Below are 25,453 nucleotides of genomic sequence, written 5' to 3'. Positions count from 1 at the left end.
GTCTAGAGGCCTTTCATTGCCATGATGGTGGATAATCTCTCTGCAGCTTGGCTGCGTTCCGATGGTCCTCCGACCCACTCGAGCGAGGCATCGTACCGATAACGACGTGTGCCCATGCAGACCAAACAGCCTGCTGCTGAGTTGGCTAGGTCGTCCTTGCCGTTGACTGGGTGGTCTATAACTTCGCGACCAGAGCGTGACGTGCGCCGTTCAAGAGCGAGTAGCTGCTGATGGAGACGCTGATGATCCAACAGTTCGCATTTCTTGCTGTTGATCAGGGGCAGTAGCTCGCGATAAATCTCGGACTTCGACTTCTCGCTATGTTCGAGCGTGATCCCTTGCTTCTTGAACGCCTCTCTTACCCACTCCAGCGCGTACCGGTCTGCCTTGAGGGACGAAATGCCGTAGTTCTTGAGTTCGGCTGCATATTCGGCGACTACTTCTTCCGGCGAGAACGGCGGTCGCTTCTCCCTAACTAGGTCGAGGACAGCCACGCCGTTTTCACGATGGCCGATTGCAAGAGTGAATGAGTCGGAGCCGCCGCCACTCGGATCGCAGAACGCCGAGTAATTGAATTGCGGCATGTAGGGACGTTCACGCTCGTCGCTCGTCACTGCATCGAGCGCTTCAATCGACAGTAGTTGTTCGAGGTCTGTCCGGAACAACCCGCCGAAATTCGCGGATGCCTGAGCCGGATCATCCTGATAGGCCTGATCGATCTCCGCGCGGATGTAGTCGGGCGCGTGCGGGCGCATGGTCAGCGTGTCAGCCTGCCATACGAGGATGCGGTCCGACTCCTGTCCGAAATGCTTCTTGTATGCCTGCCACAGTGCTCCTCTCCGACTATGTGGAGACGAGGCGCAGAGCATCATTGAATTGGGGATCGTCAACATCGAGGGCCGAGCGGCCGCGATCACCTCGGTATCGGGATTGGAGCTGGTATCATCACTCGACCAGAACGCCAGCTCGTCGGCCAACAGACAGACAACCGTCCTGCCTCTCGACGTTTTGTAACTTGCGGTCGTGACTTCGATTGAGATCGAATTCTTCAATCGAACCCATTTTGCCGTCGAACTCTCAACGAGCCGTTGCAACACCTTCGACTCAGAGAGGAACCCTTTAACGTAGTTCATGATCTCTTGGCATTGCTCGCGGTCTGCGGCCATCACCTGGACGACAGCACGCTGCCCACGTGCGATGAACGGCTTGTAATTGAAGAAGCAAGCCAGCCACACTGCGATCAGCGCTAACACCCGGGACTTGCCGCCGCGACGTCCGACGACGAGCCACGCTTCTTTCACTTGTTGCGCGGGAGGAACTTTGCGGCCCGTGCATTTCTCGAACAGCGCTAGCTGCTCGGGCGTCATGTCATAGGCAAAGCACGCCGCTATGAATGCCCACCACACTTCCCAATCGTCCGGGTCTGCGAACGAGGGGAGGAATATGTTAGGATCGCAAACAGCATCCAGCAGTGTGAGACGATGTTCGGTATCTGGAAGCTTGGTCGATTTCTTAGGTGCGGCGGTGGTCTGAGTGTCGTCAAGGCGTTCACGATGACGACGAGTGCTCATCAATCCCCCATGCGTTCACGGTGTGAATGACGAGAGCCACCACGCCGCGCATATTCCAGCGGGTCTATGTCGTCATCGTCATCATCACGCTTGCCGGGTGTGGCGCTGAGCAGGCCGATCTTCTTCATGAGACGAGACTGGGTGTTGGATAGACGCTGATATTCAAGCCGCTCATCCAGCGTGGTGCTGCCAGTCTTGACGTATGCTGCTTCGCAATCTTCGAGGACGCATTGCAGGAAGGCGATACGCCGGATGTGATTGCGCGTGGTCTCGCTGATGCGGTCTTCGCCCCCGCAATCTTCGATGTAACGCAACACCAGATCGGAGAAGCGCCGCCCTCTGGGGGAGTCCGTTGTCGAGATGCGTTCGGCGAACAGTCGGCGCCCTGATGTGACGGCAGACAGGTTACGCTTGCGCTTCGGCTTCGCGTTCTGTTTCAGTGTCCCGTGCACAGTACTTGCCTCGTTCTCACGAATACATTTGACGTCTTTCCTGTTCGATTAATGCCCAATGGGCTACCCAAGACTAGCCCGGAGTGGCGCGCCTTGTATTTCCTTCGGTTTTCGCCGGTGATTTCCAGTTCTGACCACCCATCAGCAGGTGTTTGCAAATCAGCGATGATCGACGCGAGAACAAACAAAATAGATCGAGCACTGAGTGCGTGGCTTGCACCAAAAATGGGATGTATTCAATTCCGATCCCGTCGCCTCAGATTGATCACGGCTAGACTAAGATCGCGCGTTCATCGTTTTTGGCTACGTTTATATTGGCGTCGATAGCGTGCAAGCTGCTGCTCGGTGAGCAAGCCTTCCTCAATCAGGAGCGCAATGATCTCGCGCACGATGTTACGCTGGTTACTGACGAGAATGCCGGAGGCCGAGATGTTTGCACGTTCCAGTTCGTCGCATACTTCTTTGAAGCTGTCGGTCTGGAGCGTGAGGCGACGGATTTTCGCTTTCAGGCCTCGTTCCGTGATCTCCCGTGTTTCCCTTTTTGAGTTTCTTTGGGACAAGGATTTTGGCGTTGCCTTCGGCTTGATCGTTCTCGGTGTGAGCGACTGCGCAATATTCGCGAGCGCGAGTCTTTCGCGCCGCTTCCGGCCGGGGCCTGCGAATTCGTATCCGATCTGATTGTCTGGCATTGGATTTCCCTCGGTTCGATGTTGCGAGGGACGGGCACGTTAGGTGCTCGATGCTAAGGTGACTAGGCGCGAGCCCGGATCAGGAGGATTTCCTCGTCTCCGGGAGGGCGATTGCTGCGGTTTTCGGGCGGTTGGGGCGGCGTTCCGACAGACGGGCGGATTATCCTTCCCAAGTTTTCAACGCCTCGCTGTGCCGGATGCTCATTCTCGCAGTTTCAATCGCCCGTTGAGCATCATACAATGGCTAGGCGCCAGGGAAACGCGAATGCCAGAAAATGACGGCTCTGATCAGCTCGAAACCGACCAAGTGTTCATTGACACTCAGGCATACCATCGAGAGCGATACGACTGGCAATCGAAGTCGTGCAATCGCCTAAAGGAGCTTGTCAGGTCCGGACAATTGCAGGTCCTGACGACGAGCATAACGCGATCAGAGGCTCGCAGCAAAATAAGGGAAAGTCTTGTCAATGCGCGAGCGGCGCTGAAGAAACATGACGTAGTTCTCGGCCAACTAGAGAACGCGAAAGCGGTTGCAGCATTGGATGCCGCGGAGGCTGAAGCCAGGCTGCAAAGCCTATTTGACACGTTCATGCGGGAAGTCAGAGTAATCGAAGTCCCCCTCAGCAAAAATGTAGACAAAATCTTTGACGATTACTTCCATGAGCGCCCCCCGTTCAGCGCCAAGAAGAAATCGGAATTTCCCGACGCTTTCGTCGTTTCCTCGCTGCAGGAGCGCGCGCAGAAGACAGGAAAGAAGATCTACGTAGTTTCCGGGGACCCCGATCTAAAGGCGTGTTGCGCGCACGTGCCTGAGCTAATAATCGTGGAAGGGCTATCGGATATTATCTCGAAAGCGACTGTCGCCAAATCAGTTCATGACAGCTTGCTCTCGGTCCTAAAGAACAGCCGCGAACTCCACGCCAGCTTGACCGAATGCATGATGAACGCAAGCGTGACTGTGCGCGGTGGTTCTCGGTATTTCGCTCGTTCCTCCGTTAAGCTGCATGTCACATCCGCGCATGTGGCTTCGGTGGACGCGATCAATCTAGGCGATCTCGCGGTTATCTCACAAAGCGGCAACAAGTTCACTTGCCTGCTTGATTTCGAGACTTACGCTGATGTCTGGCTCGAAATGCAAGTCGAATTCAACTTATGGGATGGAGAAGAGCAGCACGAAAGCTCAGATGAATTCAGTGATGGCGTGGAGCATGTGGGCCTCTATATGGCGGAGCTCGAAGTGCAGTTTGACGCCAAATCACCCGAGACAGCGTCGCTTCTGAAAGTAAATTGTCACGCCGAGATCGAAATCGATGCTAGCCAGATAGACGAGATACAGCGGTATTTCAGGTGAACCAGCTTTGGCGCTTCTCCTCGGGCGGCGTGAATTGTTGACGTCGTGCGCATATTATTGTCCTCCTAGAATACAAACGTCTCTCCTAACCTATTGATTTCCCTCTCTATGGCCTGATCCTTCGATTTCCTCCGTACAGCCCCCCATGAGAGGCTGCCCGGCAGCGTTACGAGATCGTTGTTGGTGTGCAGTCTGATGCGGTGTTGATCATGAGCACGCTGCACGTAATCGAGCTGATCAAGCCGTCGCATCAACGCTATCTGCCTTTTCGCATCCTCAAGGTTCATTGCCTGCATTCGCTTCCGGAAAAGGTCCCGTTCAAAGCGCCGCTGATGGAATTCCACGAAACGGATATGTCGCAGCACGATTTTGGACGGGTTTAGTGTTTCCATTCCGTCGAGAGTGAATTGCTTTGCGGGGCGTCCCCGTAGTCTGAGATCGAAGTGCGCGCAGAGTTCTCCGTAGGGGTCTAGCTTGGATGACAAGCCCCAATACAGACAGATGTCTCTCGGGGCTCCCTGAATGTGTGCATGCGGGCAGTAGTAGCATCCGGTCGTGCCGTCAGCGTTCGGAATTTCCAATATTCTTTGTCCATTGCGGTGCATCAGGAGCATGTGTTCCTTCAAGAACCTGTGCTGCTCCTCGACGGTGTAGTCCTCATCGATCCGCGCATCGCATCCGATATCAAGCCGATAGAGTTTTCCTCCACACTGTTTTCCTAGCAGCGCCAGTTCGTGCAGCAGCTCTCGCTGCGGACACTGGAAACCGATCAGCATGTATCCGATATCGGCGTTCTGGTGGTGATGCGGCGTGTCGCCGTAAATCTTGCGCAGCCGCGTCCAATCCTCGCGCGCGAGCGCCGTTGTCGGGAAGTAGACGATCAATGTATCGATGAAACAATCGAAGATCGGCCGGAGAACAGGCGGCTTGTTGCGTTCGTGAAGGTCCCTTAAGATCAACATTGACGATCTTCCCTAGTGATGATCGCTCATTCATGAGCTTGCCTTGGACGGGTTGTTCGTGATTTCATTGTTGAGCGCGCAACATGCGGCCCCGCCCTGCGTCAACAGAGCGGGGTCGTTGCGTTCTCACTTCACGGAATGCTTTGCGAATTTCTCGACGAGCGCTTCGAGATCGCTGACACGAAAGAACAACTTCCCACTCCGCTGCGGAGATCGGCTTGAATTCAGGAAGACCGGATGTATCTCCCCGGCTTTCATTAGCCGGCGAAGATGGGAGACGCTGATGCCGCCGAGCATCTGCTGGGCGGCCTTGCGTGACACAAGAAGAGGCCCTTGAGGTGCAACGGGTTTGGTAGCGTTGATTGAGATGACGTCTGACATTGGTTGGTCCAAATCGCTACGGCCCGCGTTTTCCAGCGAACCTCTGGCGATGTGGACCAGGACCGGCTTTTCATGCCTGGCCGGATGTGGAGCACCTAGACGACGAGGCCTCCAACCTTCCTCGGGACTACATCGGGCCCGATCGGAGTGGTCCATCCTCTTATTGCTTTTTGTCAGATGGGCACCGCAAGATTAGAATTGCAAATCGCGAAATTGTCGTCAATCCCAATGATGCCCGTTGGACGCCGCGCTGGGAGACAGCATGAGCGCCGTGCGCGTCGGCCCCCTATCTCCCCCTCCGGAACGCGATCCAGCGCACAGGGAGCGCTCGTACTGCACCCTGTCGCCCCCTCAAGGATCATCCCCCAAAGAGACGTTTCAGGGGACGCGCGTTGTCCTAGATGTGAGAACTCGTTACGAGCAAGCGCAACGAACAGCAGGGAGAGGTCCATGCTGTTCTCCCGCATCTGGGACGTGTCGGCGCGCTTCATCGCACAGGGAGCGCTCGTGCTGCTTCCTACGCGCGTCGGGATCGTCCTATGGGGACGACATTCGACGGGGCCGGGCTGGATGGCGTCCCTTGATCCGGGGAGAGGCCCACGACATGCGCGATGTGCTCGGACAGACGGAGGAGAGCATCCGCGCGTTTTTCCATGAACGTCGAACGGATGTACGTTCGCTTGACGCCGGGGAGGGCATGTCCGATGACGACCTCTCCGGTCTGCATGTCCACGCCGATATCTTCTAATCGGGTTCGCGCTGTGCGTCGGAGATCGTGCAACGTCCAGCGTGGGATCGGACGCGGGAGGAGAGCAAGCAGTTCCTCTTTCCGCTGAGAGAACGAATTGAACGGCTTGAACTCGCCGTCATGCTCCACGCCGAAGACAAACGGACAGCCCTTAATGCGGGGGAGGCCCTTGAGGATGTCCAGGGCGAGGGGAGGGAGGCGCAGGACCTGTCCGGTGCCCTTGGCTCCGTCCTCTTCGCGGATGGACCACGTGTCCCCGGTGATCTCAGACCACAGGGCAGTCGTCAGACATTGACGACGCTGCGCCGTAAGCAGGAGGAGCCGGACGATTGCGCCATACTGGCCGCCCATCTTGGTCGCTGCGTCCCAGACCATGCGGAGTTCAGCGTCATCAAGGACGCGTTCCCGGCCTCCGCGATCACTCTTGCGCCGTCGTTTCGGTCGATAGCGGACTGGGCTCGCGTAGTTCTTGATGACCCCCTCGTCTTCGACCCAAGCCATGACGGCACGAATTAGGCCGAACACGGTGTCAGCCTGTCGTGGCCCGTTTTCCTTCCGCATGTTGCGTCGGAGCTGCCCAGCGTCGTCTTGCTCCAGTTCCACGAACCGCTTTTGGCCGAGCACAGGGATGACGTAGCGCCTGTAGCAGCGTTCCACCTCTTTCCGAGTCCGGAACCCAGAAACGACCTCGGCGATGTATTTCTCGAGCACGTCAGCAAATGTGGCCGTGACCCACCACGCCTTGTCCTCTGACATGCCCTCGGTGGGGGATCGCTTCGCTGCAAGGTGGGCGTCACGGTCGAAGTCTCTGACGGCTTGGCGGGCGGCTTCGACATTGAACTTCTTCGCGTCCCATCGGCCGAGCTTGAGGGTCCGTGAATTGTCGTCGGCGTCCCTGTAACGGACTCGGAACGTCCGGGCTCCGCCATAACTGATGCGCAGGATGAGATCGGTGCAGCCCTGATCGAACCAATCCTCTTGAGGGAGCGCGGGCTTGTAACGGCTGATCCACGTGTCGCTGAGACGATGTTTCCGGCTCTCCTTCGGCTTCCGGCCGTCCGATGTCCTTTCGCTCAAAACGCGCTCCCCTGAGATCGATTTGGGTACCGTTTAGGTTGTGATCGACACGGAAATCGATCTCCCCGATGATGCCCGATGATATCAGTTGAGTTGGTTTAGTTGAATATAAGTATATGAAAATGCTGTAGATTTTGGCGTTGACATCCCCGATGGTCGCCAATGATCCCTAATGGTCGAAAAGCAGGCCTCCCTGTGGAACAGGAGGTCGGTGGTTCGAGCCCACCCAACTGTACCATCCGCAAGATCAGTCAGCGCGACATCGCAAAATCCGGCCATCGCAAGGTCGCTCGCCCTTATCGCCCGGCGTGTCATCGCGTCCGCTTGCACTTCTCTGTCCCGTCACCCAAACTGGCTGACACGACGCCTTAACGACGCCTAGTGACACCTTTGGGGGGATGCATGGGGATCGCCTGTTCAAGGAGTTTTTCGTTTGCGTTGATATCAAGCATCGCTCTTGCGGCGCTGCTGCTGCCGGGCCGAAGTGAGGCCTATACGCAAGACCAGCAGCAGGCCTGTACGCCGGATGCGTTCAGGCTTTGCGGCCCCGAGATTCCCGACGTCGATCGCATCACGGCCTGCATGATCAGGAACAAGGCGCAGCTCTCGCCGGCCTGCCGGGTGTTCTTCCGCGGTGGTCCCGAGCCGCGTGAAGCGAGCGAGCGCGTGGAACGGCGTCCTGCCAAGCACAAGGCCGCCAAATCGCACAGGGCGAAGAAGTCCATCCACTAAATGATTCCCATCGCGCGCACGCGGCTAACTTGGCGCATTCTCGTCGAGCGGACCGCTGTGCGCTTCACCTCGCCCCGCGTGCGGGGAGAGGTCGGAACGCATCGTCAGATGCGTTCCGGGTGAGGGGGAGTCTCCACAAGCGCAACTATCGCCATCCACGCGGAGACAGCCCCTCACCCCAACCCTCTCCCCGTAAGAACGGGGAGAGGGAGCGCAGCGCCATCGCGGTCAACGCAATCTCATCGCGCGGTGGATCGCCTCCATGCGATTTCAAGGTTGCGATGCGCGACAGACTGACGCCTTGTGACGCTGTCACGCAGCATCATCTCTGGGGCTTGTATTGTCAGCCAAATCTGTTCCGCTTGTGGAACGGATGGAGCGGGACGCGTGAGCGAATACTACAAACAAGAGATCGATCGGCACTTCGCCTGGTTCGAAGCCAAGCTGCCGGAAAAGCCGGCGCGCTTCGTCGCGTGGCTGCGCAAGCCGTCGTCGCGCTATGTGCGGATTCCGCTCGCGATCCTCCTGATCATCGGCGGCATCTTCAGCTTCCTGCCGGTGCTCGGACTCTGGATGCTGCCGCTCGGACTCCTTTTGTTCGCGCAGGACGTTCCGTTCCTGCAGAAACCGACCGCGCAATTGCTCGGCTGGATCGAGCGCAAGTGGATCGAGCGCGAGCGCGCGAAAGCTGCCGGAAAACGCTAGGCACCGAGTCATATCAAACGCTTAGGGCTTCCATTTGCGGTTGCGTCATAAGTTCGGTGTGACTCAAAAAGCAAAACGCACCGGTAATCTTGGCCACTTTGCGGATTGCAAGAAATTTTTTCTTTCGCGAATCAGCGTGCTGATTCATTTTCGCCTCCTGGGGTCAATCTGGAGGCCAACGTATGAACGTGATTGTTTTCGCTTCGCGTAAGGGGGGCTCGGGAAAAAGTACCCTGGCTGCTCACCTCGCCGCGCAAGTGCACAAGGCAACGAAGCCCTGTCTGCTGATCGATGCCGATCCGCAGGGCTCGCTGACTCTCTGGCACAAGCTGCGCGGCACCAACGAGCCGGCGATCAAGACGGCAGTGAACTCGGTCAGCGGGATCATTGCCCAGGCCAAGCGTGACGGCATCGAGTGGGTGTTCATCGACACGCCGCCGAACCTCTCGGCCGTGGTCGACGACTCCATCAAGAACGCCACGATGGTGATCATTCCGGCGCGGCCCGGCGTGTTCGACGTCAACGCCGTGCAGGAAACCATCCAGACCTGCCGCTCGATGCGCAAGCCCTATGCCGTCGTGATCAACGGCGCGCCCGCGCAGCGTGACGGCGCCGAAAGCCGCATCGTCGCGATCGCGCGTGAGGCGCTGGCGAAATTCCGCGCACCGGTGTGGAGCGGCCAGATCACCAACCGCGCCGATCTTCTGATGGCGCTCGGCCAGGGCGAAGGCGCCCGCGAATATTATGCGGAAGGCCGCGCCGCCGCCGAGATCAATCGGCTGTGGGCCGCGATCGAACGCTCGATCAAGGCGATCCGCGGCACGGCGTCGGCGTCCGGTACGATGCACAAGCAGGCGGCGTAACAACGCCGTTTTGGTTTGAAATGGAAAGAACGCGCGGCTCCCGCGCGTTTTTTGTCGTCGAGAATATTGGAGTCATTCCGGGGCATGCGAAGCATGAGCCCGGAATCTCGAGATTCCGGATTCGATGCTCACGCATCGCTCCGGAATGACGGAGGGGATGCCCTCACGCCACCATCAGCAAATAAAACACGATCACCGGCGCCAGGGTCAGGATCACCGACCAGATGCCGACAGCCCATAAAATATCCTCGGTCGTAAAGCCCGGCTCGGCACCCGGCCTCACGGCAACAAAGCCATTCCTCGAATTCACGACGCCCCCGCGCTGGTCTTGGCAATGCGGAAGGCTGTACGCGAGCGGATTTAAGATCCCGGTCGGAATTTCGCGGGCATTTGCGCGCGGGTGCTACTTCGGATTAACCACGGCATGGGCGGCGGGCCGCGTTCGGCCGGGTGTCGTTCGCCTCAGTGCATTGCTCCGTCCCGATCGCGGATTGCGCCGAGATGCTCGTTGATCCGGAATACGATCAGGATGAACTCGGCGGCGATGCGCGAGAACACGATGCCGACGAAGACGCTGGCGATCGACGCGAGCAGCTGGATGAATCCGACGAACGGGCTGATCGCCATCGCCGTGAGGCTCCACAGGATGCCGGAGATCCCGAACAGCACGATGACCGCGATCACCAGCCAGTAGAACGTCTTGATGATCGTGGGCGTGATGAAGCGGTCCCACTGAAACAGATCCTGGAAATCGAACATCATGGTTCTCCCGGCCAGCCGAAATATGATTCGCGTCTCGTTCATCCTACTGCGTGACCGCCGGCGTGATCACTTCATCCCGGAACCCTGCGCCGCAGGCGTCCGTCAGGACGAGGCCTTTTGCCGGGCCAATGGTTCGGGCGGCGCCAAAGCGCCTCCGCGACCAGAGGGATCGATAACGCAGAACCCCAAACCATCTCGCCTGCGCGAGCCCCGGACCGGGCGCCGGCAGTCCAGGGGCGAGCTATGCGAGTGGGCCGGTTGTGATTGCCGCAAATAACGGCCACAATCGGGCTTCCCTCCGGCATATCCTCACCCAATGACCACGCTGACCTTCGAAGACTTCAAGCCCGGCCGCTTCGGCACGTTCGGCCCGCGCCATGTTTCACGCGAGGAGATCCTCGCCTTTGCCGCCGAATTCGACCCGCAGCCGATGCATCTCGACGAGGAGGCGGCGAAGAAATCGATGCTCCGCGGCCTGTCGGGCTCGGGCTGGCATCTCGGCTCGCTGATGATGCGGATGCTGTTCGACGGCTTCATCGGCCGCACCGCCTCGCTCGGCTCGCCCGGGGTCAACGAGATGCGCTGGGTGGCGCCGCTGCGTCCGGGCGACGATTTGACGCTGGATGTCGACGTCGTCGAGGCGCGCGTCTCGAAGAGCCGGCCCGAGACCGGCATCGTCACCTTCAAGGGCACCATCCGTAACGCGCGCGGCGAGATGCTGTGCGAGATGGAGTCGCCGATCATCGTCAGCCGCCGCGACGGCGCGAGCGCATAGGATGGGTCATGCGCTTTTTTGAAGATATCGAGATCGGCGCGCGGCGCGAGTTCGGCTCCTTCACCTTCACGCCCGAGGACATCAAGCGGTTCGCCGCGCAGTTCGATCCGCAGCGCTTCCATCTCGACGAGGAGGAGGGGCGCAACTCGCTGTTCGGCGGGCTCGCCGCATCGGGCTGGCATGTCGCCAGCGTCTGCATGAAGCTGCTCGTCGCCGACGGCAAGCGGCTCGCCGCGGAAGCCGCCGCGCGCGGCGAGGAGGTCGCGGTCTGGGGGCCGTCGCCGGGCTTTCGCGAACTGCGCTGGATCCGCCCGGTGCTGGCAGGCGATACCATCAGCTTCACCAACCAGGTCGAGACCAAGCGCACGTCCGAAAAGCGGCCCGAATGGGGCATCCTTCAGGCCCGCAACACCGGCGTCAATCAGCGCAACGAAGTGGTGTTCTCGTTCCTCGCCACCGCTTTCGTGCCGCGGCGGAATCCCGGTTCCTGATGTTGCCCGCGCGCCTCTGATGTTGCCCGGACGCCATGGTTAGCGAATGACTTCTGCTGCCGACGCAGTTGTGCGTTGCGTGGAACTCAGTTTTTGCTAACGCATTCTGAACCTTTGTCCCTGCCTTATGGTTTGAGGGCACGGACATCTGGCAAGAATGACTGGGGATACCATGGCAGATCGCAGCGCGCTGAAACTCGTCGGCATTATCTTCGCGACGGTAACGGTTGTGGTGATGCTGGCCACCGGAATGGTCGTGAAGGGCTTTGCCGACGGCAATTATTCCTTCGAGACCACCGCGAGCATCGACCGCTGATTGACCGTCTGTAACTCCCGGCGCTCGAGGGAGCGCAGGTGGCGTGCATTTGCGCTTTTCAATGTGATCTGTCGGCAGGCTGCGTCACATTTCTTCCAAGCTTCAGTCTAACGATTCCAGATCAGCACCATCACGACCGTCGCGGCTGCCAATATGCCGATGAAGCGGATCATGATCGTGCCGATGCCCTGCTGCGGCTGGCGCAGCGGAATCGGATCGGCGGCGTTATCCGGCCGGACGCTCTGCATGACTTCGCCTCCAAATGGATGCCCGGCTAGTGTCCCGAATCCGAAGTTCGCATCATTTGCCGCACCTTCGGAGCGAACTTCGGATTCGATAAGGACACTAGCAAACCTTTGATTCTAGTGTGCTTTATGAATGCGAAGTTCGTGAAAGTGGCTGCCGCGAAATCGCACAAACTTCGCATTCAGCACACTAGGCGCGGTCCGGACGCGAATTCCGGATTGGACGCGGGCTCGACATCCCCAGTTCAAATCGGCTTCTGCAAAAAATTGACGTCGCGGAGTTTACACCGCGCTGAATAACGAATCGTTCCGCGCTGAATCAGGCCGCAAAGCGAAGCCGCCGCCCCCTGTTCAGGAGGCGGCGGCGATCAGTTTGGAAAACTGAAGTATCAGCTGTTGCGCAGGCCGTCGGCGGCGCGCTTCCACTGCGAGACGTTGTCGGCGATCATGCGCGTCGACTTCATCGCGGCCTGGCTGAGCTGGGCATAGCCGGAGATCTCGCGCTGGACGCGCTGGCCCTCGGCATGCAGCAGGTCACGCAGGCTCTCGAGCTCGCCGATCAGCTTCTCGATCTCGGCGAGCGAGGTGCCGGCGACGCGCTGGATCAGCGAGTTGACGTTGCTGACGGTGGCATCGGTGTTGGAGTCGGTCGGCGCGGTCTCCGGGCTCGCCACCGGCCGGCGCAGATAGGCGATATCGTTGCGCACGAAGTCGCGGATGCCGGCTTCGACTTCCGAGACGGCGGCGAGGTTGGTGTCGACCTCGGACGTCGTTTCGACTTCGGCTTCCTCGGTACGGTTGGTGGCGTTCATCGGCTTTCCCCTTGTTCGCAATGGCGAAGCGCGGCTTGTCCCCCGCACGACGAATTGATGAAGTTACGGACCTATCAGTGCCGCCGAATTTGACCGCATCTGGGCCAAGTTGCGGCAATGCCTGATCATTTAGCGCGATAGAGCTAACAGACCGTTCACCATGAGCGCTTGTAGCCGGCGCTGATGCTCTTGCTGGTGGTGCCCTGGGAGGTCTCGCCGACCGAGCCGGAGACGGTAACGCCGTCGAACAGCTTCTGCTCGGCACCGATCCGGCGCAGCCATCTGTCGTCGGAGGTCGACAGCGTCTGGCCTGCCGTGATGCTGGTGCCGGTGTCGTTAACCGACAGGCTCGCCGACTGATCGGTGTCGTAGCTGCGCGAGGAGTGGTTGATGATGCCGGGCACCGGGACCACGCCCTGCTGGATGAGGTTGTAGCCGTTCTGCAGCGTCAGCGAATATTGCTCCGACAGCGGCACCGACTTGCTCAAGGAGGTGCCGACCTTGCTCTGGTCGGCGGAGGGATCGACCCGCGCCTCGACCGAGGTCTTGTCCCAGATCGAGGCCACGCCGCCGGTCGAGATCGCGGCCCAGGCCGAGCCGCCGGACTGCGGCAGGCTGCCGCCATTGGCGAGCCGCTCCGACAATTGCTCCGACGTCGTCATCGTGCCTTGCCTCGCGACCGTCATGTCGGCGCCGATGCGGGTATCGAGGAATGGCGAGATCGACTGCTTGACCGACACCGCCGACGAGCCATTGGCGTTGTAGTTGGTCGACCAGGATGGATCCTTGCCGGCGACGCTGGCGGGCCTGGCCGCACGCTTCGGCGCCAGCGTGGGCAGGCTCGTAGAATCGGTGTCGAGCTGGCTCCAGTCGAGCTTGCTCTCGTCGATGTCCTTCAGGATGTCGGCGTCATTGGCATTGGCCGCCGGCGGCTCCTCGTCGGCCGCAGCCTCGGCGTTATCAGCTGCGGTATCCTGGGCTGCGGGAGCGATCTGCCACGGCGGGGTTTGCGCGGCGGCCGGCTGCGCCATCGCCAGGCTGAAGCCGGCCGCCAGCACCTGCAGCCTTGCCCAGCCAAATCGTAATGTGAAAGTCATTCCCAGCCCGCAAATTCCAGAGCCGCAGCATGCATTGCCGTGGCGCAAAATTGTGGCATCGGCGCTCTGAAAGCAAGTGATCAACGCGTGATCGTCATGTCCGGGACAAACGCGCAGCGCGTTCGCGCGGCGCGTCCCGAGCGCGGCCGTTCGGGGCTGGCAAAACAGGCCGCCGCTGCCGGGGCGCCTGAACGCGAAGACGCGCTTCGCGCTTTAGCGCCCCGGACATGACGAAGGCGTGAAAAGCCGTCAGACCGCGATGCGCGGCAGATGGATCGGGTAGCCGACGGTCTGCTCGACGAGGTCGAAACTGTCGACCAGCACGCGGAAGCTCGTCAGCTTGCCGGCCCTGAACTGCGCGAAATGCGCGATCCGGAGCGAGATCGGCTTGTTGGAGTCGAGTGCCGTCAGCGAATAGCGCAGCATCGAGGCTGCGGAATCCACGCCGAGCATGATCTGTTCCCGGTCGAAGCGGTGAACCCTGAGGTTCTCGCCGATCTGCCGGATCACCTCGAGCACCGCGGCCTTGCCGCGGCGCGCGCCGAAAAAGGAAAACAGGTCGATCGGCCCATAGATGGACCATTCGACCTCGTCGTCGAGCAGCGGCTCGATATCTGCAAGCTGGCGTTCGTTGATCGCGCGATGCAATGCGCGCGAAAAACGCCAGAGACTATGCTCTGTCATTTTGGCCTTGTCCTGAAACTGGATTTTCAAACGCAAACGGATGGCAGGGGGTCAGCGCCGACGCCTTGCCAGGTTGCTGCACATCGCTATTGCGGCCTGAAATAGTGCCGAACGGCAAAAACGCAAATGACTTTTTTGCAATGCACAATTGCGCGGAATTTTACCGGAACGTGACCGCCGACCTCTGGATTCTGGTTCTGACGCGCTTTTTTGTCGCGAACCGGCATCCACCCCGCATCACGTGGGGAGCAGGCTTCGCGCGAAAAGGCTCCGGTCGCCGCAATTCAGCGGTCGCGCTGCCGCACCGGTTGCCGCTCGATCACGATTTCGGCGTCGCGGATCGCCACCACCGCGAACAGCAGTGCGCCGCCGATGCCGCCGATCGCGGCGCCGAGCGGCATGAAGGTGAAAAACACCAGCGTTCCGCTGTCGATACCCGAGGTTCTGGCCAATCCGATCCAGCTAAGGCCGGCTCCGATGCCGAAGGCGGCGCCGCCAAGGGCGCCCAGCGCCAGGCCAAGCACAGCGAGCAATGCGATTTTCATGGTGATTTCAGCCCCGACCGCAACAAGCCCGGTAATAAGTCAGCGCCGGGCTGTCGAGGTTCAACGCCGGCGTTGCGAATTTGCCTGCACGATGTCGTCGTGCCCGGTCAGCGCCGCCGCGACGTCGCGCTCCAGCACCTGCTGGACGAGGTCGAAGGTGTCGATGATCTCGCGGATCTCGGTGATCTTGCCGTCGCGCAGCGTGTAGAACACCGCCACATCGAACTGCACCACGCGGGCGTTGTTGCGCTTGCGGAAGAACACGCGCAGCTGCGCGGCGACCCTGTCGCCCTGGGTCACCACGATCGGCGCCTCATAGCGCATGTCCGAATAGCGCTCGTGGATCGTGGTCCACATCTGGCGCAGCGCGGCCTTGCCGCGGTGCTGGCCCATATGCGGAAGAATGTCGATCGGGGCGTTGGCGAGAAACGCGACGTCGTCGCTGCAGCGATCGAGCGCGCCCTCGATGCCGCCGGCATAATAAACGTCGAGGAAGTTCAAGACGCGCTGCCGGTTCAAATCCTCGCCCATGATCGACTCCGCCGGTCCGACTCGCTCTGGCCCGGCATTGTGAACCGGAGCATTCCACAATCAAACAACATATGTTTGACGCGCGAGACGCGATTAGGTTCGGCAACCAGCGCGTGCATTGTGGCGCAAAATGCATGCGGCGCGCCGGTTCGCTCAATGCGACGACGGGCGGCTGTCGCGGTGCAGGCGGCGGTTTATTCCGCGCCTGCGCCGCTTAAATCTTCGCGCCCGCGGCCTTGCCGCGGCGCCGCCGGCCCGTATGCTTCGCGGCGGAAGGCGGCCGAACAGAGCCGCCTCGATGGGGAGAGACCAATGAAGCGCATCACCCACTTCGCCGCGATCCTGTCGCTGCTGGCATGCCCGGCGATCCCGCCCGCCTTCGCACACACGCCGCAGCAGCCTGCCCACCAGCTCTACAACGAAGGCGACCTGAAGCTCGAGAGCGGCGAGGCGATCAAGGATTTCTCGATCTCCTACGTCACCCACGGCACGCTGAACGCGAAGAAGTCGAACGCCATCCTGATGGTGACCGCGATCTCGGGCAATCATCACCGGCTCGATTTCATGATCGGCCCCGGCAAGGCGCTCGACCCCGACAAGTATTTCATCGTCTGCACCGACGCGATCGGCAACGGGCTGACCACGTCGCCGAGCAATTCGAAGGCGCAGCCGCGGATGCAGTTTCCGAAATTCGCGATCCGCGACATGGTGGAATCGCAGTATCGGCTGATGAAGGAGAAGCTCGGCATCGACCATGTCGTCGCCGTGGTCGGCCCCTCGATGGGCGGCATGCAGGCGCTGCAATGGGGCGTCAGCCATCCGGACTTCATGGACGCGCTGGTTGCGATGGTGCCGCTTGCGAAGACGCCGGCCTGGTCGGTCGCGGTGATGGAGGCCTCGCGCAAGGCGATCATGAACGATCCGGCGTGGAAGGAAGGCAATTACGAGGCGCCGCCGGAGAAGGGCCTCAAGCTGTTCCGCGATATCGTCGCGCTGCTCGCGGCGCGCACGCCCGATATGTATGCGGCGCAGTTCAAGTCCGGCCCCGACGTGCTGCCCTGGATGGCCGAGCAGGAGACCGCGCTATGGAAGCTGTTCGACGCCAACGACTGGATCTACCAGAGCTGGGCCTATGACCGGCACGATGTCGGCACCACGGCCGGGTTCGGCGGCGACACGGCGAAGGCGCTGGCTTCGATCAAGGCGAAGACGCTGATCCTCACCGGCACCAAGGACCTGCTCAATCCCGAATTCGAGCCGAACCAGATGGCAAAGGACATTCCCGGCGTGACGATCAAGACGATCAGCCCGGGCACCGTGACCGGCCACGCCTCGGCCGGCGGTTTCTTCCCGGCGGATGTCGAGTTTCTCAACCGCGAGACCGGCGTGTTCCTCGACGGCGTGACCGACGGCGGCAAGAAACTGAACTGATCGGCCAAACCGGCCGCGTCTCGCAGACGCGGAGCATGCGGCGAGTAGCTGTCCGCGAGTTAATGAAACCTCCGCCCGCGCCCCCGGTTGGTTCGGCGTGGGCGACGCATCCGCGATCAGGAGTTCCGTATGAGAAACACCATGCCGCTTGCCGTCGCCGCCCTGGTTGTCTCCAAATAAATCATGCGAGCGCGCACCGCGCGACGGTGAGCCGGCGTCGACACCGGACACGAGGCCTTGAGCTCCTCCGGGGCCGGCCGGTGAAATCGCGCCGGCTCGCTGTCGCGGTGCGTTCGACAACAGCTAATCCGACGGCGCCGCGTTGCCGGCGGCGGGGTCGATGGTGAACCGCTTCGTCTTCCCGGAACCGGCCGTGCCGCTGCGCCGTTGATGCGGCAGCATTGCATTGGAGCCGTATCATGAAATCGATTGTCCTCGCGTCCGTCATTGCCGTCAGCGGGTTTGCCTTGGCGTCGCCTGCCGACGCCAAGGGTTGCATCAAGGGTGCGATCGTCGGCGGCGTCGCCGGTCATTATGCCGGCCATCACGGCATGCTCGGCGCCGCCGCCGGTTGCCTCTATGGCCGCCATCACGCCAAACAGCAGCGCCAGCAGCAGCCGCAGTCACAGCCCGCGCAGCAGGAGAAGCTGTAGGGTCGGTTGTGAAGCCACGCTCCGGGAATGAAGTCTCGTTCCGGGAACGCCGCCCGCGCTGGCCGCGTTGTCTCCATGCGTAACGGAGACGATGATGACGAAACCAAAGACAAAGACCATCCAGCCCGTTCCCGACGACAACAAGAGCCACAAGGGCCCCGGCAGCAGCCCCAGCGTTCCCATCGACACCACCAAGGGGCATCGCGACGACGAGAAGCACAACATCCGCGAGCAGGCCGCGCACGGCAATCTGACCCAGAACACCAGCAACAAGCGATCGGGTTAGACGCAAGGCGAGCATATTCCGCCGTCGTCCCGGCGAAGGCCGGGACCCATAACCCGCGGCGGATGTCGTGAACGGGATTCGTCGCTCCACCGTCGTTCACGATGATCGTCCGTGGTTATGGGTCGCTGCTTTCGCAGGGACGACACCGAATATGTGGTTCGGCCGGTGAGTCATACCTCCGCATTCTCGCGACATGATCTGCCCGAGCTTTGCGTTTCCCTTGCGCGCCGTTCCCGATCGGCCTTATCTGCGAGCATGCAGATCAAGGACGAACGCCCCGAAGACGCCGCCGCGATCAGCCGCATCACGGCGGCAGCATTCGCAACAGCGCCGCACAGCAGCGGCACCGAAGCCCGCATCGTCGAGGCGCTGCGCCAGGCTGACGCGCTGACGATTTCTCTGGTCGCTGTATCCGACGACGGCAGCATCTTCGGCCACGTCGCGTTCTCGCCGGTCCGGATCGAAGGTGTAGTAGGACGTTGGTATGGGCTTGGCCCGGTCTCGGTCGCACCCGACCTGCAACGGCAGGGCACCGGCGGCGCGCTGATCCGCGCGGGACTTGCTCGCCTCGCGGCGATGAATGCTGACGGCTGCGTCCTGCTCGGCGATCCCGCCTATTACAGCCGCTTCGGCTTTGTCAGCGATCCCGCGCTGACCTATGGCGGCGAGCCCAGCCCGTACTTTCAGCGGCTGGTGCTGAAGGGCGATCCGCCGAAGGGGGATGTGAAGTACCATGCGGCGTTCGATGTGACGTGATCAGGTACCGCCTCAAGACGACGTGGCTTACGGCAGAGTCATTTCCTCGATCCGCGCCGGCACCGCGCCAAAATCGCTGAACCGGGCCCAGTTCGGCCGTATCCGCACATAGCCGATGTTCGGCCATGTCTCGCGCTCCGGCCCGTCGGGCCACGCCGCGAAATACACCTGCTTGCAGGCGATGAGCTCCGCGCCGCTCGGGAAGTCTGCGATGCCCTCGACCTGTGCGGTCTGTTCGGCGTCCCAACCGATCACCAATGCCGCGCGCGGATCGGCGCGGAGGTTCTGGTATTTGCGCGAGGTGGTCAGCGTGTCGAAGAAGATCTCGAGATTGTCGCTGACCGCGATCCCGACGACCGCCGCCTGGGGCGCGCCGTCGTGAGCCGTGCTGACCACCGCGAGCCGATGCACCCGCAGGAAGGCGAGAAGCTCGGCGCGCGTCATGATCTACCTTTTCTTCCACCCGCCCCGCTTGCCCGGCGCGCCGCCGCTCGACCGCGGCGACGGGCCGAACTCCGGCCCCGACTGCCGCGAGTCGGTCGGCTGGATGATGCGGCTCGTGGTGCCGAACGGCTTTGCGGGCAGCGCGCCGCTGGGGCGGAAGGGCAGCGATTCCGGGCCGTGCATCTCGTCGAGATCGGGCTTGTGGATGCGTGAGCCGGACTTGCCGCCGCGGCTCGCCTTGAGCGAGGTCTGCGCCGACTTGTTCTTCAATGCGCTGACCGGCAGGTTGGCGGCATCGCCGTATTTTCTTGTGCCGGCATAGGCGCCGGCCTGCTTCTGCACGTTGCGCTGCTTGGCGGTGGGGTCGTCGACCACGGCCATCTCGGTGGCGCGCAGCCGCTTGACCTCGTCGCGCAGTCGCGCGGCCTCCTCGAAGTTCAAATCGGCCGCGGCCTCGCGCATCCGCGTTTCGAGATCGCTCAGCACGGCCTCGAAATTATGCCCGATACTGATGACGTCGTCGGCGATGCCGCCGTCGCCGATCTCGACCAGCACGTGGTCGCGCTCGTAGACGGAGTTGAGGATGTCGCCGATCGACTTCTTCACGCTCTCCGGCGTGATGCCGTTGGCCTCGTTGTACTCGACCTGCTTCTCGCGGCGCCGCGTGGTCTCGGCCATCGCGCGCTCCATCGAGCCGGTCATGCTGTCGGCATAGAGGATCACCTTGCCGTCGACGTTGCGCGCGGCACGGCCGATGGTCTGGATCAGCGAGGTCTCGCTGCGCAGGAAGCCTTCCTTGTCGGCATCGAGGATCGCGACCAGCGCGCATTCGGGAATGTCGAGGCCCTCGCGCAACAGGTTGATGCCGACCAGCGCGTCGAATGCGCCGAGCCTGAGGTCGCGGATGATCTCGATGCGCTCGATGGTGTCGATATCCGAGTGCATGTAGCGGACGCGGATGCCCTGCTCGTGCAGATATTCGGTGAGGTCCTCCGCCATGCGCTTGGTGAGCACCGTGATCAGCGAGCGATAGCCGGCCGCCGCGGTGGCGCGCACCTCGCCGACGAGATCGTCGACTTGGGTGCGGGCAGGGCGGATGTCCACGGGAGGATCGATGAGGCCGGTCGGACGGATCACCTGCTCGACGAACACGCCGCCGCTTTCGTTCAGCTCCCAGCCGCTCGGCGTCGCCGACACCGCAACCGTCTGCGGCCGCATCATGTCCCACTCCTCGAAGCGGAGCGGCCGGTTGTCCATGCAGGAGGGCAGGCGGAAGCCGTATTCGGCGAGCGTCGCCTTGCGGCGGAAGTCGCCGCGGAACATGGCGCCGATCTGCGGCACGGTGACGTGGCTCTCGTCGGCGAAGATCAGCGCGTTGTCCGGTACATATTCGAACAGCGTCGGCGGCGGTTCGCCGGGGCGGCGCCCGGTGAGATAGCGCGAATAGTTCTCGATGCCGGCGCAGCTTCCGGTCGCCTCCATCATCTCGAGATCGAAGGTGGTGCGCTGCTCGAGTCGCTGTGCCTCCAAGAGGCGGCCCTGGTCGTTGAGCTGGTCGAGGCGCTGCTTCAACTCCGATTTGATCGACTTGATCGCCTGCACCAGCGTCGGGCGCGGCGTCACATAGTGCGAGTTGGCGTACATCTTGATGAATTCGAGCTCGTCCTGCTTGTGGCCGGTGAGCGGATCGAACTCCTCGATGGTTTCGATGGTGTCGCCGAACAGGTTCACCCGCCAGGCGCGGTCCTCATAGTGCGCCGGGAAGATGTCGATGACGTCGCCGCGGACGCGGAAGGTGCCGCGGGTGAAGTCGGCCTGGGTGCGCTTGTACTGGAGAGCAACGAGGTCGGCGATGAGCTGCCGCTGATCGATGCGCTCGCCCTTCTTCAAGGCGAAGGTCATCGCGGTGTAGGTCTCGACCGAGCCGATACCGTAGATGCAGGACACGGAAGCGACGATGATGACGTCGTCGCGCTCGAGCAGCGCGCGCGTCGCCGAGTGACGCATGCGGTCGATCTGTTCGTTGATCGAGGAATCCTTCTCGATATAGGTGTCGGTGCGCGGGACGTAGGCTTCCGGCTGGTAGTAGTCGTAATAGCTGACGAAATACTCGACCGCGTTGTCGGGGAAGAAGTTCTTGAACTCGCCATAGAGCTGGGCGGCCAGCGTCTTGTTCGGCGCCAGGATCAGCGCCGGGCGCTGCGTCGCCTCGATCACCTTGGCCATGGTGTAGGTCTTGCCCGAGCCGGTGACGCCGAGCAGCACCTGGGTGCGGTCGTTGCGGTCGATGCCCTCGACCAGCTCGGCGATCGCGGTCGGCTGGTCGCCTTTCGGCTGGTAGTCGGACTTGATCTCGAAGCGCACGCCGCCTTCGGATTTTTCCGGGCGCGGCGGGCGGTGCGGGGTCCACACCCGCATCGAGCCGTCGTCCTTGCGGAATTCCGGGCGGCCGTCGCGGATCAGGTTCTCCAGCGCGTCGGCAGTCGCCTTGACGCCGAGCGCCTCCATCTTGCTGCGCGGCGGCCGCGCCAGGGCTTCGTCGTCGTCCTCGGCGGTCGGCAGGCCGAGCTGCCGCGCCAGTTCCGGATCGAGGGTCGGGATCGTGGCCGAGGTTCCGTAATTCGCCTGCGGGGCCTCCTCGAGCCCGGAAGCATCGCGCTTCGCGACGCCCTCGCTGGTCTCGCGCGTCGACGCCCGCGCGCGATGCGCGGCGGCCTCGCCGCCGGCGCGACGGTCCCAGGAATTGTCCGGCGGCGGCTGCAGGCCGGTGCCCGAACCCATGCCGGCATCGCCGCGGTTGATCGCCGGATTGAGCAATTCGGCAAGCGCGGGCCCGATCGGGAGGACCTGGGGCCGGTGTGCTTTGGATTTGGGGGTTTTGCCGGGCTTTTTCGGAGTGTTCGGTGTCTTCGCCATGCCCCGAATATGGGACGAGTCCGGCAGCGAGAAAAGGGCAAACGGCGGCCGGATCGCTGCTCGGGCAAGGCTGCTGACAGCAGGGTGTCAGCAGGCGGCGGCTTCGCGGACTTTACGCCCGCGGCAGGTCGACGATGTCGAGATGGATCCCGCCGCAGCCGTCGCAGCGCATGGTCCAGTATTCGGCGGCGCGGCCGGGGATCACGCGCAGCAGCGAAAGCGATGCGGCACATTCCGGGCAGCTGGTGCGGACCTGCGCCGGCCAGACCGGATCCGGCTCGCATTGCGGGACGGCGGCGACCACGACGTTACCGGTCACGCCGACGCTTCGGCCGCCGGCATTGTCATGCCATAGCGTTGCGGGAACCGGTCGATAGCCCGCTTCGCGTCGGCGATCGCCGCATCCGGATCGGACCACGCAAAGCCGATGTCGAGCGTCGGAAACAGCATGCCATCGATGACGACCGGCCTTTGATCGACCCGTTGAACCCTGGCGTGCCATTGCCCCTTCCCCACTTCGAACGACTTGATCTCAAAACCGCTGTAAATCATGTGCGACCTCGAAATGCCCTTCTCATAGGAAGCACGAGCGCGTTGCGCTAAATGTGAAGCAGTTCACAACTCGCCGGGTTTATTTCCGCGCAGCAAAGGAACCCGGAGCTAGCCGCGGCCGGCGATGTGGTCGGCGAGCACCGCGGCATCGTCGCCGACGCCTGACAGGAACGAGGATTTCATCTTCGACAGCCATTGCAGGCCGAGGAAATAGAGGCCCGGCACTTCGGAGACGCCATGGCGGTGGCGCGGGGCCCCGGCGGCATCCAGCACCGGTATGTCGATCCAGTTCAGATCGAGACCGTAGCCGGTGGCCCAGATCACGCTCCTGATCCGCGTGGCGCGCAGGTCGATCGCGTCGAGCGGCGCGGTGAGGCACGGCGGATCGGGCAGGCGGAGGCGCGCCAAGGGATCATCGGGATGATCGAGGCCGCGCGCCGCGACGAAGTCGTCGACGATCCCGAGGAACGTCGCGTAATAGGCGTCGCCATTGGCGATGTTGGCGGCGAGATCGGGCGCGATCTCGAGCACGCCGTCGCGCGCCGCCGTCACGCGGCCGAGCAGGGTCACGCCGCCGGCGGCGAAGCGGCGGAAATCGACGGTGTGGCCGCCATGGGCGCCGGAAATCACCGGCAGCAGCCGCGACGGGCCGCGCTGCTCGACCGGCGTCCGGTCGATGCCCATCTCGGCCAGCCACCAGATCAGATCGCGGCCGCGATAGCGGCGCGGCAGGCGGTTGTGACGTCCGACCGAGAGGAAGACATCACGGCCGGCGCGCATCAGCTCTTCGGCGATCTGCGCGCCCGAGGCGCCGGCACCGACCACCAGCACTGCGCCGTCAGGCAATTGCGCCGGATTCTTGTAGCCGGCGGCATCGACCTGGAACAGGCCGGGGTGATCGCGCAGCAGCGCGGGCCGCAGCGGCCGTTGATAGGGACCGGTGGCGATGACGACGTTGCGGGCTGCGATGCTGCCGCCGGCAAATTCGGCGAGGAAACCGCCGGCGTCGTGGCGCAGCCTGGTGACCGCGACACCGCAGCGGATCGGCGGCGCGATGAACGCGGCGTAGTCCTCGATGAAGGCGATGATGGCGGCGGTGTCCGAGAAGCCGTCGGGATCGCTGTGCGGAAACGCGAAATCCGGCAGCCGCACCGACCAGTTCGGAAACTGGAACATGAGGCCGTCCCAGCGTTCGCTGCGCCAGCGCTCGGCGATGCGCCCCCGCTCCAGCACCAGATGGGCTATGCCGCGCTGCTTCAGCCGATGGCTCATGGTGAGCCCGGCTTGGCCGCCGCCGATCACCAGCGTATCGACGGTCTCGTCAGGCACTGCGCGTTCCCTTGCGGCGGGCCGCGGGCTCCGCCGCGGCGCGGATGATCCAGCGCCGGAACGCGGCGAAATCGCGCTGCTCGGCGTGGAAGCCGCGATAGACCAGATACCAGCGCATGCCCTTCGGCACGCTGAGCGCAAACGGCGCCACCAGCCGGCCGGCGGCGAGATCGTCGTCGATATAGGGCCGGATGCCCATCGCGATGCCGAGCCCGTCGCTAGCTGCCTGCAGCGCCTGGCCGTAGAACTGGAATTCCGGCCCGCGCGCGGTCAGGCGCGGCACGCCCGCCGCCTTCAGCCAGGACGGCCAGTCGTCGGGCGAATGCGCGACGCGGATCAGGCTCGGGCCCTTGAGGTCGGCGGGGCGCTTCAGGGTGTTGGCGAGCCGCGCCGTGCACACCGGCATCAGATCGGCGGCGAACAGCGGCTCGGCGACGAGGCCCGGCCACTGGCCGTCGCCGAGCTGGATGCCGCAGCTCCAGTCGTCGGCGAACGGCACCGCCATGCCGCCGGTCGTGATCCGCACCTCGATGTCGGGCTCCGCTTTGCGGAACTCGGCGAGGTGCGGGATCATCCATTTCAGCGCAAAGGTCGGTCCGACGCCGACGGTCAGCACCCGCGCGCTCGCGGATGCCGTGACCTGCGCGGTGAGGCTCGCCAGCGCGTCGAAGATCGGCGTCAGCCCGCCCTGATAGGCGCGGCCCGCCGGCGTGGTGACGAGGCGGTTGGCCTTGCGCTCGAACAGCGCGACGCCGAGCCGCTCCTCGAGCAGATGCACCATCCGGCTGATCGCGGCGGCCGAGACATTGAGCTCGCTGCCCGCCGCCGCGAAGCTGCCGGTCCGCGCCGCGGCTTCGAACGCCTTGATGCCGTTGAGAAAGAGCAGCCGCCGCATGAACCCTCAGGAAAACTGATGCAAGGTCAAGATAACTCAGTTTGCCGGAAGAGGCCAAGCGGCGCAGAAATACCGGAGACAATGAATCCCTGCTGATCCCGGCGAGGACCACATGACAGAGACCACAGACGCCCTGGTGCTCGATCTCGTGGAATGGGTGGCGCGCGAGCCGCGGCCTTATGCCGAGGTGCTCGAGGTCTGGCGCACCTCATGCCCGCGGCTGACGATCTGGGAGGACGCCGTCGACCGCGGCTATGTCGCGCGCCGACCCTCGGTTGAGGGCATGCGGGTAACGGTGACGGAAACCGGTGAGACATTCTTGCGCGCGCATGGGCGGATACATTGAGTCCGGCGATTTGTCCGATCCGCCTGCCGAACTGCTTTCTTCACCTCACCCGCAAG

Annotated in this window: 33 protein-coding genes; 12 read left to right on the top strand and 21 right to left on the bottom strand. The window is 62.4% G+C overall.

Annotated elements, in window-relative coordinates; all coding sequences use genetic code 11:
• Nucleotides 1-2: 2 nt before the first annotated feature.
• From ACVMDN_RS32080 to ACVMDN_RS32070, 3 genes are all read right to left on the bottom strand, one after another.
• Nucleotides 3-1,571 carry a terminase large subunit domain-containing protein gene (locus ACVMDN_RS32080; protein ID WP_456834702.1) on the bottom strand — a complete coding sequence of 523 codons (1,569 nt, stop codon included), beginning with the start codon at nt 1,569-1,571 and terminating at the stop codon, nt 3-5.
• On the bottom strand, nt 1,571-2,023 hold the full coding sequence (locus tag ACVMDN_RS32075) for a hypothetical protein (RefSeq protein ID WP_456834703.1): 453 nt from the start codon (nt 2,021-2,023) through the stop codon (nt 1,571-1,573). The genes ACVMDN_RS32080 and ACVMDN_RS32075 overlap by 1 nt, the downstream gene beginning before the upstream one ends.
• 290 nt (nt 2,024-2,313) lie before the next feature.
• Complete coding sequence (locus ACVMDN_RS32070) at nt 2,314-2,712, bottom strand: hypothetical protein (protein ID WP_456834704.1); 399 nt, start codon at nt 2,710-2,712, stop codon at nt 2,314-2,316.
• Between the two features lie 265 nt (nt 2,713-2,977).
• Between ACVMDN_RS32070 and ACVMDN_RS32065 the strand changes: the two genes are divergently transcribed.
• Nucleotides 2,978-4,063: a PIN domain-containing protein gene (locus ACVMDN_RS32065; RefSeq protein WP_456834705.1), complete on the top strand. Its 1,086-nt coding sequence runs from the start codon at nt 2,978-2,980 to the stop codon at nt 4,061-4,063.
• 65 nt (nt 4,064-4,128) lie between these two features.
• Here the strand turns inward: ACVMDN_RS32065 and ACVMDN_RS32060 are convergent, their stop codons facing one another.
• The 3 genes from ACVMDN_RS32060 to ACVMDN_RS32050 form a co-directional block, all read right to left on the bottom strand.
• Nucleotides 4,129-5,025, bottom strand: coding sequence for a hypothetical protein (locus tag ACVMDN_RS32060; RefSeq protein WP_456834706.1), 897 nt, complete (start codon nt 5,023-5,025; stop codon nt 4,129-4,131).
• Nucleotides 5,026-5,151: 126 nt separating this feature from the next.
• Complete coding sequence (locus tag ACVMDN_RS32055; protein WP_456834707.1) at nt 5,152-5,406, bottom strand: helix-turn-helix domain-containing protein; 255 nt, start codon at nt 5,404-5,406, stop codon at nt 5,152-5,154.
• Nucleotides 5,407-5,923: 517 nt separating this feature from the next.
• Nucleotides 5,924-7,231, bottom strand: coding sequence for a tyrosine-type recombinase/integrase (locus ACVMDN_RS32050; protein WP_456834708.1), 1,308 nt, complete (start codon nt 7,229-7,231; stop codon nt 5,924-5,926).
• 438 nt (nt 7,232-7,669) lie between these two features.
• On the opposite strand from ACVMDN_RS32050, the gene ACVMDN_RS32045 reads away from it, so the two are divergent.
• Together ACVMDN_RS32045 and ACVMDN_RS32040 are read left to right on the top strand one after the other, a co-directional pair.
• Nucleotides 7,670-7,963, top strand: coding sequence for a hypothetical protein (locus tag ACVMDN_RS32045; RefSeq protein WP_371852154.1), 294 nt, complete (start codon nt 7,670-7,672; stop codon nt 7,961-7,963).
• 387 nt (nt 7,964-8,350) lie between these two features.
• The gene (locus ACVMDN_RS32040) at nt 8,351-8,668 is read left to right on the top strand and encodes a hypothetical protein (RefSeq protein ID WP_016841357.1); all 318 of its coding nucleotides are present in this window, start codon (nt 8,351-8,353) and stop codon (nt 8,666-8,668) included.
• Nucleotides 8,669-8,681: 13 nt separating this feature from the next.
• On the opposite strand, the gene ACVMDN_RS32035 is transcribed toward ACVMDN_RS32040, so the two are convergent.
• Complete coding sequence (locus ACVMDN_RS32035; protein WP_256521274.1) at nt 8,682-8,816, bottom strand: hypothetical protein; 135 nt, start codon at nt 8,814-8,816, stop codon at nt 8,682-8,684.
• Nucleotides 8,817-8,850: 34 nt separating this feature from the next.
• Between ACVMDN_RS32035 and ACVMDN_RS32030 the strand changes: the two genes are divergently transcribed.
• A complete protein-coding gene (locus ACVMDN_RS32030; RefSeq protein ID WP_028336032.1) occupies nt 8,851-9,531 on the top strand; it encodes a ParA family protein in 681 nt (226 codons plus the stop codon).
• Between the two features lie 163 nt (nt 9,532-9,694).
• Here the strand turns inward: ACVMDN_RS32030 and ACVMDN_RS32025 are convergent, their stop codons facing one another.
• Together ACVMDN_RS32025 and ACVMDN_RS32020 are read right to left on the bottom strand one after the other, a co-directional pair.
• Nucleotides 9,695-9,841, bottom strand: coding sequence for a hypothetical protein (locus ACVMDN_RS32025; protein WP_162832441.1), 147 nt, complete (start codon nt 9,839-9,841; stop codon nt 9,695-9,697).
• 152 nt (nt 9,842-9,993) lie between these two features.
• A complete protein-coding gene (locus tag ACVMDN_RS32020; RefSeq protein ID WP_028340592.1) occupies nt 9,994-10,290 on the bottom strand; it encodes a DUF4282 domain-containing protein in 297 nt (98 codons plus the stop codon).
• A gap of 319 nt (nt 10,291-10,609) precedes the next feature.
• On the opposite strand from ACVMDN_RS32020, the gene ACVMDN_RS32015 reads away from it, so the two are divergent.
• The 3 genes from ACVMDN_RS32015 (at nt 10,610) to ACVMDN_RS32005 (ending at nt 11,875) form a co-directional block, all read left to right on the top strand.
• Nucleotides 10,610-11,068 (top strand): MaoC family dehydratase, encoded by a 459-nt coding sequence (locus ACVMDN_RS32015; RefSeq protein WP_057019033.1) that lies wholly within the window; start codon nt 10,610-10,612, stop codon nt 11,066-11,068.
• Between the two features lie 8 nt (nt 11,069-11,076).
• A complete protein-coding gene (locus ACVMDN_RS32010) occupies nt 11,077-11,559 on the top strand; it encodes a MaoC family dehydratase (protein WP_076829845.1) in 483 nt (160 codons plus the stop codon).
• 172 nt (nt 11,560-11,731) lie between these two features.
• Nucleotides 11,732-11,875: a hypothetical protein gene (locus ACVMDN_RS32005; protein WP_016841369.1), complete on the top strand. Its 144-nt coding sequence runs from the start codon at nt 11,732-11,734 to the stop codon at nt 11,873-11,875.
• Between the two features lie 107 nt (nt 11,876-11,982).
• Here ACVMDN_RS32005 and ACVMDN_RS32000 read toward each other — a convergent pair whose 3' ends face one another.
• From ACVMDN_RS32000 to ACVMDN_RS31975, 6 genes are all read right to left on the bottom strand, one after another.
• Nucleotides 11,983-12,123, bottom strand: a complete 141-nt coding sequence (locus ACVMDN_RS32000) for a hypothetical protein (protein ID WP_167350365.1) — start codon at nt 12,121-12,123, stop codon at nt 11,983-11,985.
• A 386-nt stretch (nt 12,124-12,509) separates the two neighbouring features.
• Complete coding sequence (locus tag ACVMDN_RS31995) at nt 12,510-12,932, bottom strand: hypothetical protein (protein ID WP_076829847.1); 423 nt, start codon at nt 12,930-12,932, stop codon at nt 12,510-12,512.
• 155 nt (nt 12,933-13,087) lie between these two features.
• Entirely contained in the window at nt 13,088-14,029 is a 942-nt protein-coding gene (locus ACVMDN_RS31990; protein WP_076829850.1) for a hypothetical protein, read from the bottom strand.
• Between the two features lie 249 nt (nt 14,030-14,278).
• Entirely contained in the window at nt 14,279-14,713 is a 435-nt protein-coding gene (locus ACVMDN_RS31985; protein WP_026193357.1) for a nuclear transport factor 2 family protein, read from the bottom strand.
• Nucleotides 14,714-14,997: 284 nt separating this feature from the next.
• Nucleotides 14,998-15,258, bottom strand: a complete 261-nt coding sequence (locus ACVMDN_RS31980; RefSeq protein WP_028336038.1) for a hypothetical protein — start codon at nt 15,256-15,258, stop codon at nt 14,998-15,000.
• A 60-nt stretch (nt 15,259-15,318) separates the two neighbouring features.
• The gene (locus ACVMDN_RS31975) at nt 15,319-15,789 is read right to left on the bottom strand and encodes a nuclear transport factor 2 family protein (RefSeq protein WP_057019035.1); all 471 of its coding nucleotides are present in this window, start codon (nt 15,787-15,789) and stop codon (nt 15,319-15,321) included.
• Nucleotides 15,790-16,101: 312 nt separating this feature from the next.
• Between ACVMDN_RS31975 and ACVMDN_RS31970 the strand changes: the two genes are divergently transcribed.
• From ACVMDN_RS31970 to ACVMDN_RS31955, 4 genes are all read left to right on the top strand, one after another.
• Nucleotides 16,102-17,220: an alpha/beta fold hydrolase gene (locus ACVMDN_RS31970; RefSeq protein WP_057019036.1), complete on the top strand. Its 1,119-nt coding sequence runs from the start codon at nt 16,102-16,104 to the stop codon at nt 17,218-17,220.
• A gap of 419 nt (nt 17,221-17,639) precedes the next feature.
• Nucleotides 17,640-17,873, top strand: a complete 234-nt coding sequence (locus ACVMDN_RS31965; RefSeq protein ID WP_057019037.1) for a hypothetical protein — start codon at nt 17,640-17,642, stop codon at nt 17,871-17,873.
• Between the two features lie 91 nt (nt 17,874-17,964).
• The gene (locus tag ACVMDN_RS31960; RefSeq protein WP_057019038.1) at nt 17,965-18,159 is read left to right on the top strand and encodes a hypothetical protein; all 195 of its coding nucleotides are present in this window, start codon (nt 17,965-17,967) and stop codon (nt 18,157-18,159) included.
• A gap of 255 nt (nt 18,160-18,414) precedes the next feature.
• Nucleotides 18,415-18,915 carry a GNAT family N-acetyltransferase gene (locus tag ACVMDN_RS31955; protein ID WP_141343020.1) on the top strand — a complete coding sequence of 167 codons (501 nt, stop codon included), beginning with the start codon at nt 18,415-18,417 and terminating at the stop codon, nt 18,913-18,915.
• 27 nt (nt 18,916-18,942) lie between these two features.
• Here ACVMDN_RS31955 and ACVMDN_RS31950 read toward each other — a convergent pair whose 3' ends face one another.
• The 6 genes from ACVMDN_RS31950 to ACVMDN_RS31925 form a co-directional block, all read right to left on the bottom strand.
• Nucleotides 18,943-19,359, bottom strand: a complete 417-nt coding sequence (locus tag ACVMDN_RS31950) for a pyridoxamine 5'-phosphate oxidase family protein (protein WP_076829856.1) — start codon at nt 19,357-19,359, stop codon at nt 18,943-18,945.
• A gap of 3 nt (nt 19,360-19,362) precedes the next feature.
• Entirely contained in the window at nt 19,363-22,275 is a 2,913-nt protein-coding gene (gene uvrB, locus ACVMDN_RS31945) for an excinuclease ABC subunit UvrB (protein WP_456834709.1), read from the bottom strand.
• A gap of 112 nt (nt 22,276-22,387) precedes the next feature.
• A complete protein-coding gene (locus ACVMDN_RS31940) occupies nt 22,388-22,594 on the bottom strand; it encodes a hypothetical protein (RefSeq protein ID WP_371852155.1) in 207 nt (68 codons plus the stop codon).
• A complete protein-coding gene (locus tag ACVMDN_RS31935; protein ID WP_038377734.1) occupies nt 22,591-22,827 on the bottom strand; it encodes a hypothetical protein in 237 nt (78 codons plus the stop codon). The genes ACVMDN_RS31940 and ACVMDN_RS31935 overlap by 4 nt, the downstream gene beginning before the upstream one ends.
• Before the next feature lie 108 nt (nt 22,828-22,935).
• Nucleotides 22,936-24,156 (bottom strand): NAD(P)-binding domain-containing protein, encoded by a 1,221-nt coding sequence (locus ACVMDN_RS31930; protein WP_076829861.1) that lies wholly within the window; start codon nt 24,154-24,156, stop codon nt 22,936-22,938.
• Nucleotides 24,149-25,051: a LysR substrate-binding domain-containing protein gene (locus ACVMDN_RS31925; RefSeq protein WP_018273588.1), complete on the bottom strand. Its 903-nt coding sequence runs from the start codon at nt 25,049-25,051 to the stop codon at nt 24,149-24,151. Before ACVMDN_RS31925 ends, ACVMDN_RS31930 begins: the two co-directional genes overlap by 8 nt.
• 112 nt (nt 25,052-25,163) lie before the next feature.
• Between ACVMDN_RS31925 and ACVMDN_RS31920 the strand changes: the two genes are divergently transcribed.
• Nucleotides 25,164-25,397 (top strand): hypothetical protein, encoded by a 234-nt coding sequence (locus ACVMDN_RS31920; RefSeq protein ID WP_076829863.1) that lies wholly within the window; start codon nt 25,164-25,166, stop codon nt 25,395-25,397.
• Nucleotides 25,398-25,453: the final 56 nt, after the last annotated feature.

Source organism: Bradyrhizobium sp. USDA 4510 (assembly GCF_054059095.1).
This window is presented reverse-complemented; position numbering and strand designations above follow the sequence as displayed.

Excerpts from the sequence above, each read along its gene's own strand:
- ACVMDN_RS32010 (WP_076829845.1), top strand. The coding sequence starts at position 11,077 with ATGCGCTTTTTTGAAGATATCGAGATCGGCGCGCGGCGCGAGTTCGGC.
- ACVMDN_RS32000 (WP_167350365.1), bottom strand. The coding sequence starts at position 12,123 with ATGCAGAGCGTCCGGCCGGATAACGCCGCCGATCCGATTCCGCTGCGC.
- ACVMDN_RS32035 (WP_256521274.1), bottom strand. The coding sequence starts at position 8,816 with ATGAATCAGCACGCTGATTCGCGAAAGAAAAAATTTCTTGCAATCCGC.
- ACVMDN_RS31975 (WP_057019035.1), bottom strand. The coding sequence starts at position 15,789 with ATGGGCGAGGATTTGAACCGGCAGCGCGTCTTGAACTTCCTCGACGTT.
- ACVMDN_RS31970 (WP_057019036.1), top strand. The coding sequence starts at position 16,102 with ATGAAGCGCATCACCCACTTCGCCGCGATCCTGTCGCTGCTGGCATGC.
- uvrB (WP_456834709.1), bottom strand. The coding sequence starts at position 22,275 with ATGGCGAAGACACCGAACACTCCGAAAAAGCCCGGCAAAACCCCCAAA.
- ACVMDN_RS32020 (WP_028340592.1), bottom strand. The coding sequence starts at position 10,290 with ATGTTCGATTTCCAGGATCTGTTTCAGTGGGACCGCTTCATCACGCCC.
- ACVMDN_RS32055 (WP_456834707.1), bottom strand. The coding sequence starts at position 5,406 with ATGTCAGACGTCATCTCAATCAACGCTACCAAACCCGTTGCACCTCAA.
- ACVMDN_RS32080 (WP_456834702.1), bottom strand. The coding sequence starts at position 1,571 with ATGAGCACTCGTCGTCATCGTGAACGCCTTGACGACACTCAGACCACC.
- ACVMDN_RS31935 (WP_038377734.1), bottom strand. The coding sequence starts at position 22,827 with ATGATTTACAGCGGTTTTGAGATCAAGTCGTTCGAAGTGGGGAAGGGG.
- ACVMDN_RS31995 (WP_076829847.1), bottom strand. The coding sequence starts at position 12,932 with ATGAACGCCACCAACCGTACCGAGGAAGCCGAAGTCGAAACGACGTCC.
- ACVMDN_RS31965 (WP_057019037.1), top strand. The coding sequence starts at position 17,640 with ATGAAATCGATTGTCCTCGCGTCCGTCATTGCCGTCAGCGGGTTTGCC.
- ACVMDN_RS31985 (WP_026193357.1), bottom strand. The coding sequence starts at position 14,713 with ATGACAGAGCATAGTCTCTGGCGTTTTTCGCGCGCATTGCATCGCGCG.
- ACVMDN_RS32065 (WP_456834705.1), top strand. The coding sequence starts at position 2,978 with ATGCCAGAAAATGACGGCTCTGATCAGCTCGAAACCGACCAAGTGTTC.
- ACVMDN_RS31980 (WP_028336038.1), bottom strand. The coding sequence starts at position 15,258 with ATGAAAATCGCATTGCTCGCTGTGCTTGGCCTGGCGCTGGGCGCCCTT.
- ACVMDN_RS32015 (WP_057019033.1), top strand. The coding sequence starts at position 10,610 with ATGACCACGCTGACCTTCGAAGACTTCAAGCCCGGCCGCTTCGGCACG.
- ACVMDN_RS32030 (WP_028336032.1), top strand. The coding sequence starts at position 8,851 with ATGAACGTGATTGTTTTCGCTTCGCGTAAGGGGGGCTCGGGAAAAAGT.
- ACVMDN_RS32060 (WP_456834706.1), bottom strand. The coding sequence starts at position 5,025 with ATGTTGATCTTAAGGGACCTTCACGAACGCAACAAGCCGCCTGTTCTC.
- ACVMDN_RS31960 (WP_057019038.1), top strand. The coding sequence starts at position 17,965 with ATGATGACGAAACCAAAGACAAAGACCATCCAGCCCGTTCCCGACGAC.
- ACVMDN_RS31990 (WP_076829850.1), bottom strand. The coding sequence starts at position 14,029 with ATGACTTTCACATTACGATTTGGCTGGGCAAGGCTGCAGGTGCTGGCG.
- ACVMDN_RS31955 (WP_141343020.1), top strand. The coding sequence starts at position 18,415 with ATGCAGATCAAGGACGAACGCCCCGAAGACGCCGCCGCGATCAGCCGC.
- ACVMDN_RS32005 (WP_016841369.1), top strand. The coding sequence starts at position 11,732 with ATGGCAGATCGCAGCGCGCTGAAACTCGTCGGCATTATCTTCGCGACG.
- ACVMDN_RS31925 (WP_018273588.1), bottom strand. The coding sequence starts at position 25,051 with ATGCGGCGGCTGCTCTTTCTCAACGGCATCAAGGCGTTCGAAGCCGCG.
- ACVMDN_RS32070 (WP_456834704.1), bottom strand. The coding sequence starts at position 2,712 with ATGCCAGACAATCAGATCGGATACGAATTCGCAGGCCCCGGCCGGAAG.
- ACVMDN_RS31920 (WP_076829863.1), top strand. The coding sequence starts at position 25,164 with ATGACAGAGACCACAGACGCCCTGGTGCTCGATCTCGTGGAATGGGTG.
- ACVMDN_RS31950 (WP_076829856.1), bottom strand. The coding sequence starts at position 19,359 with ATGACGCGCGCCGAGCTTCTCGCCTTCCTGCGGGTGCATCGGCTCGCG.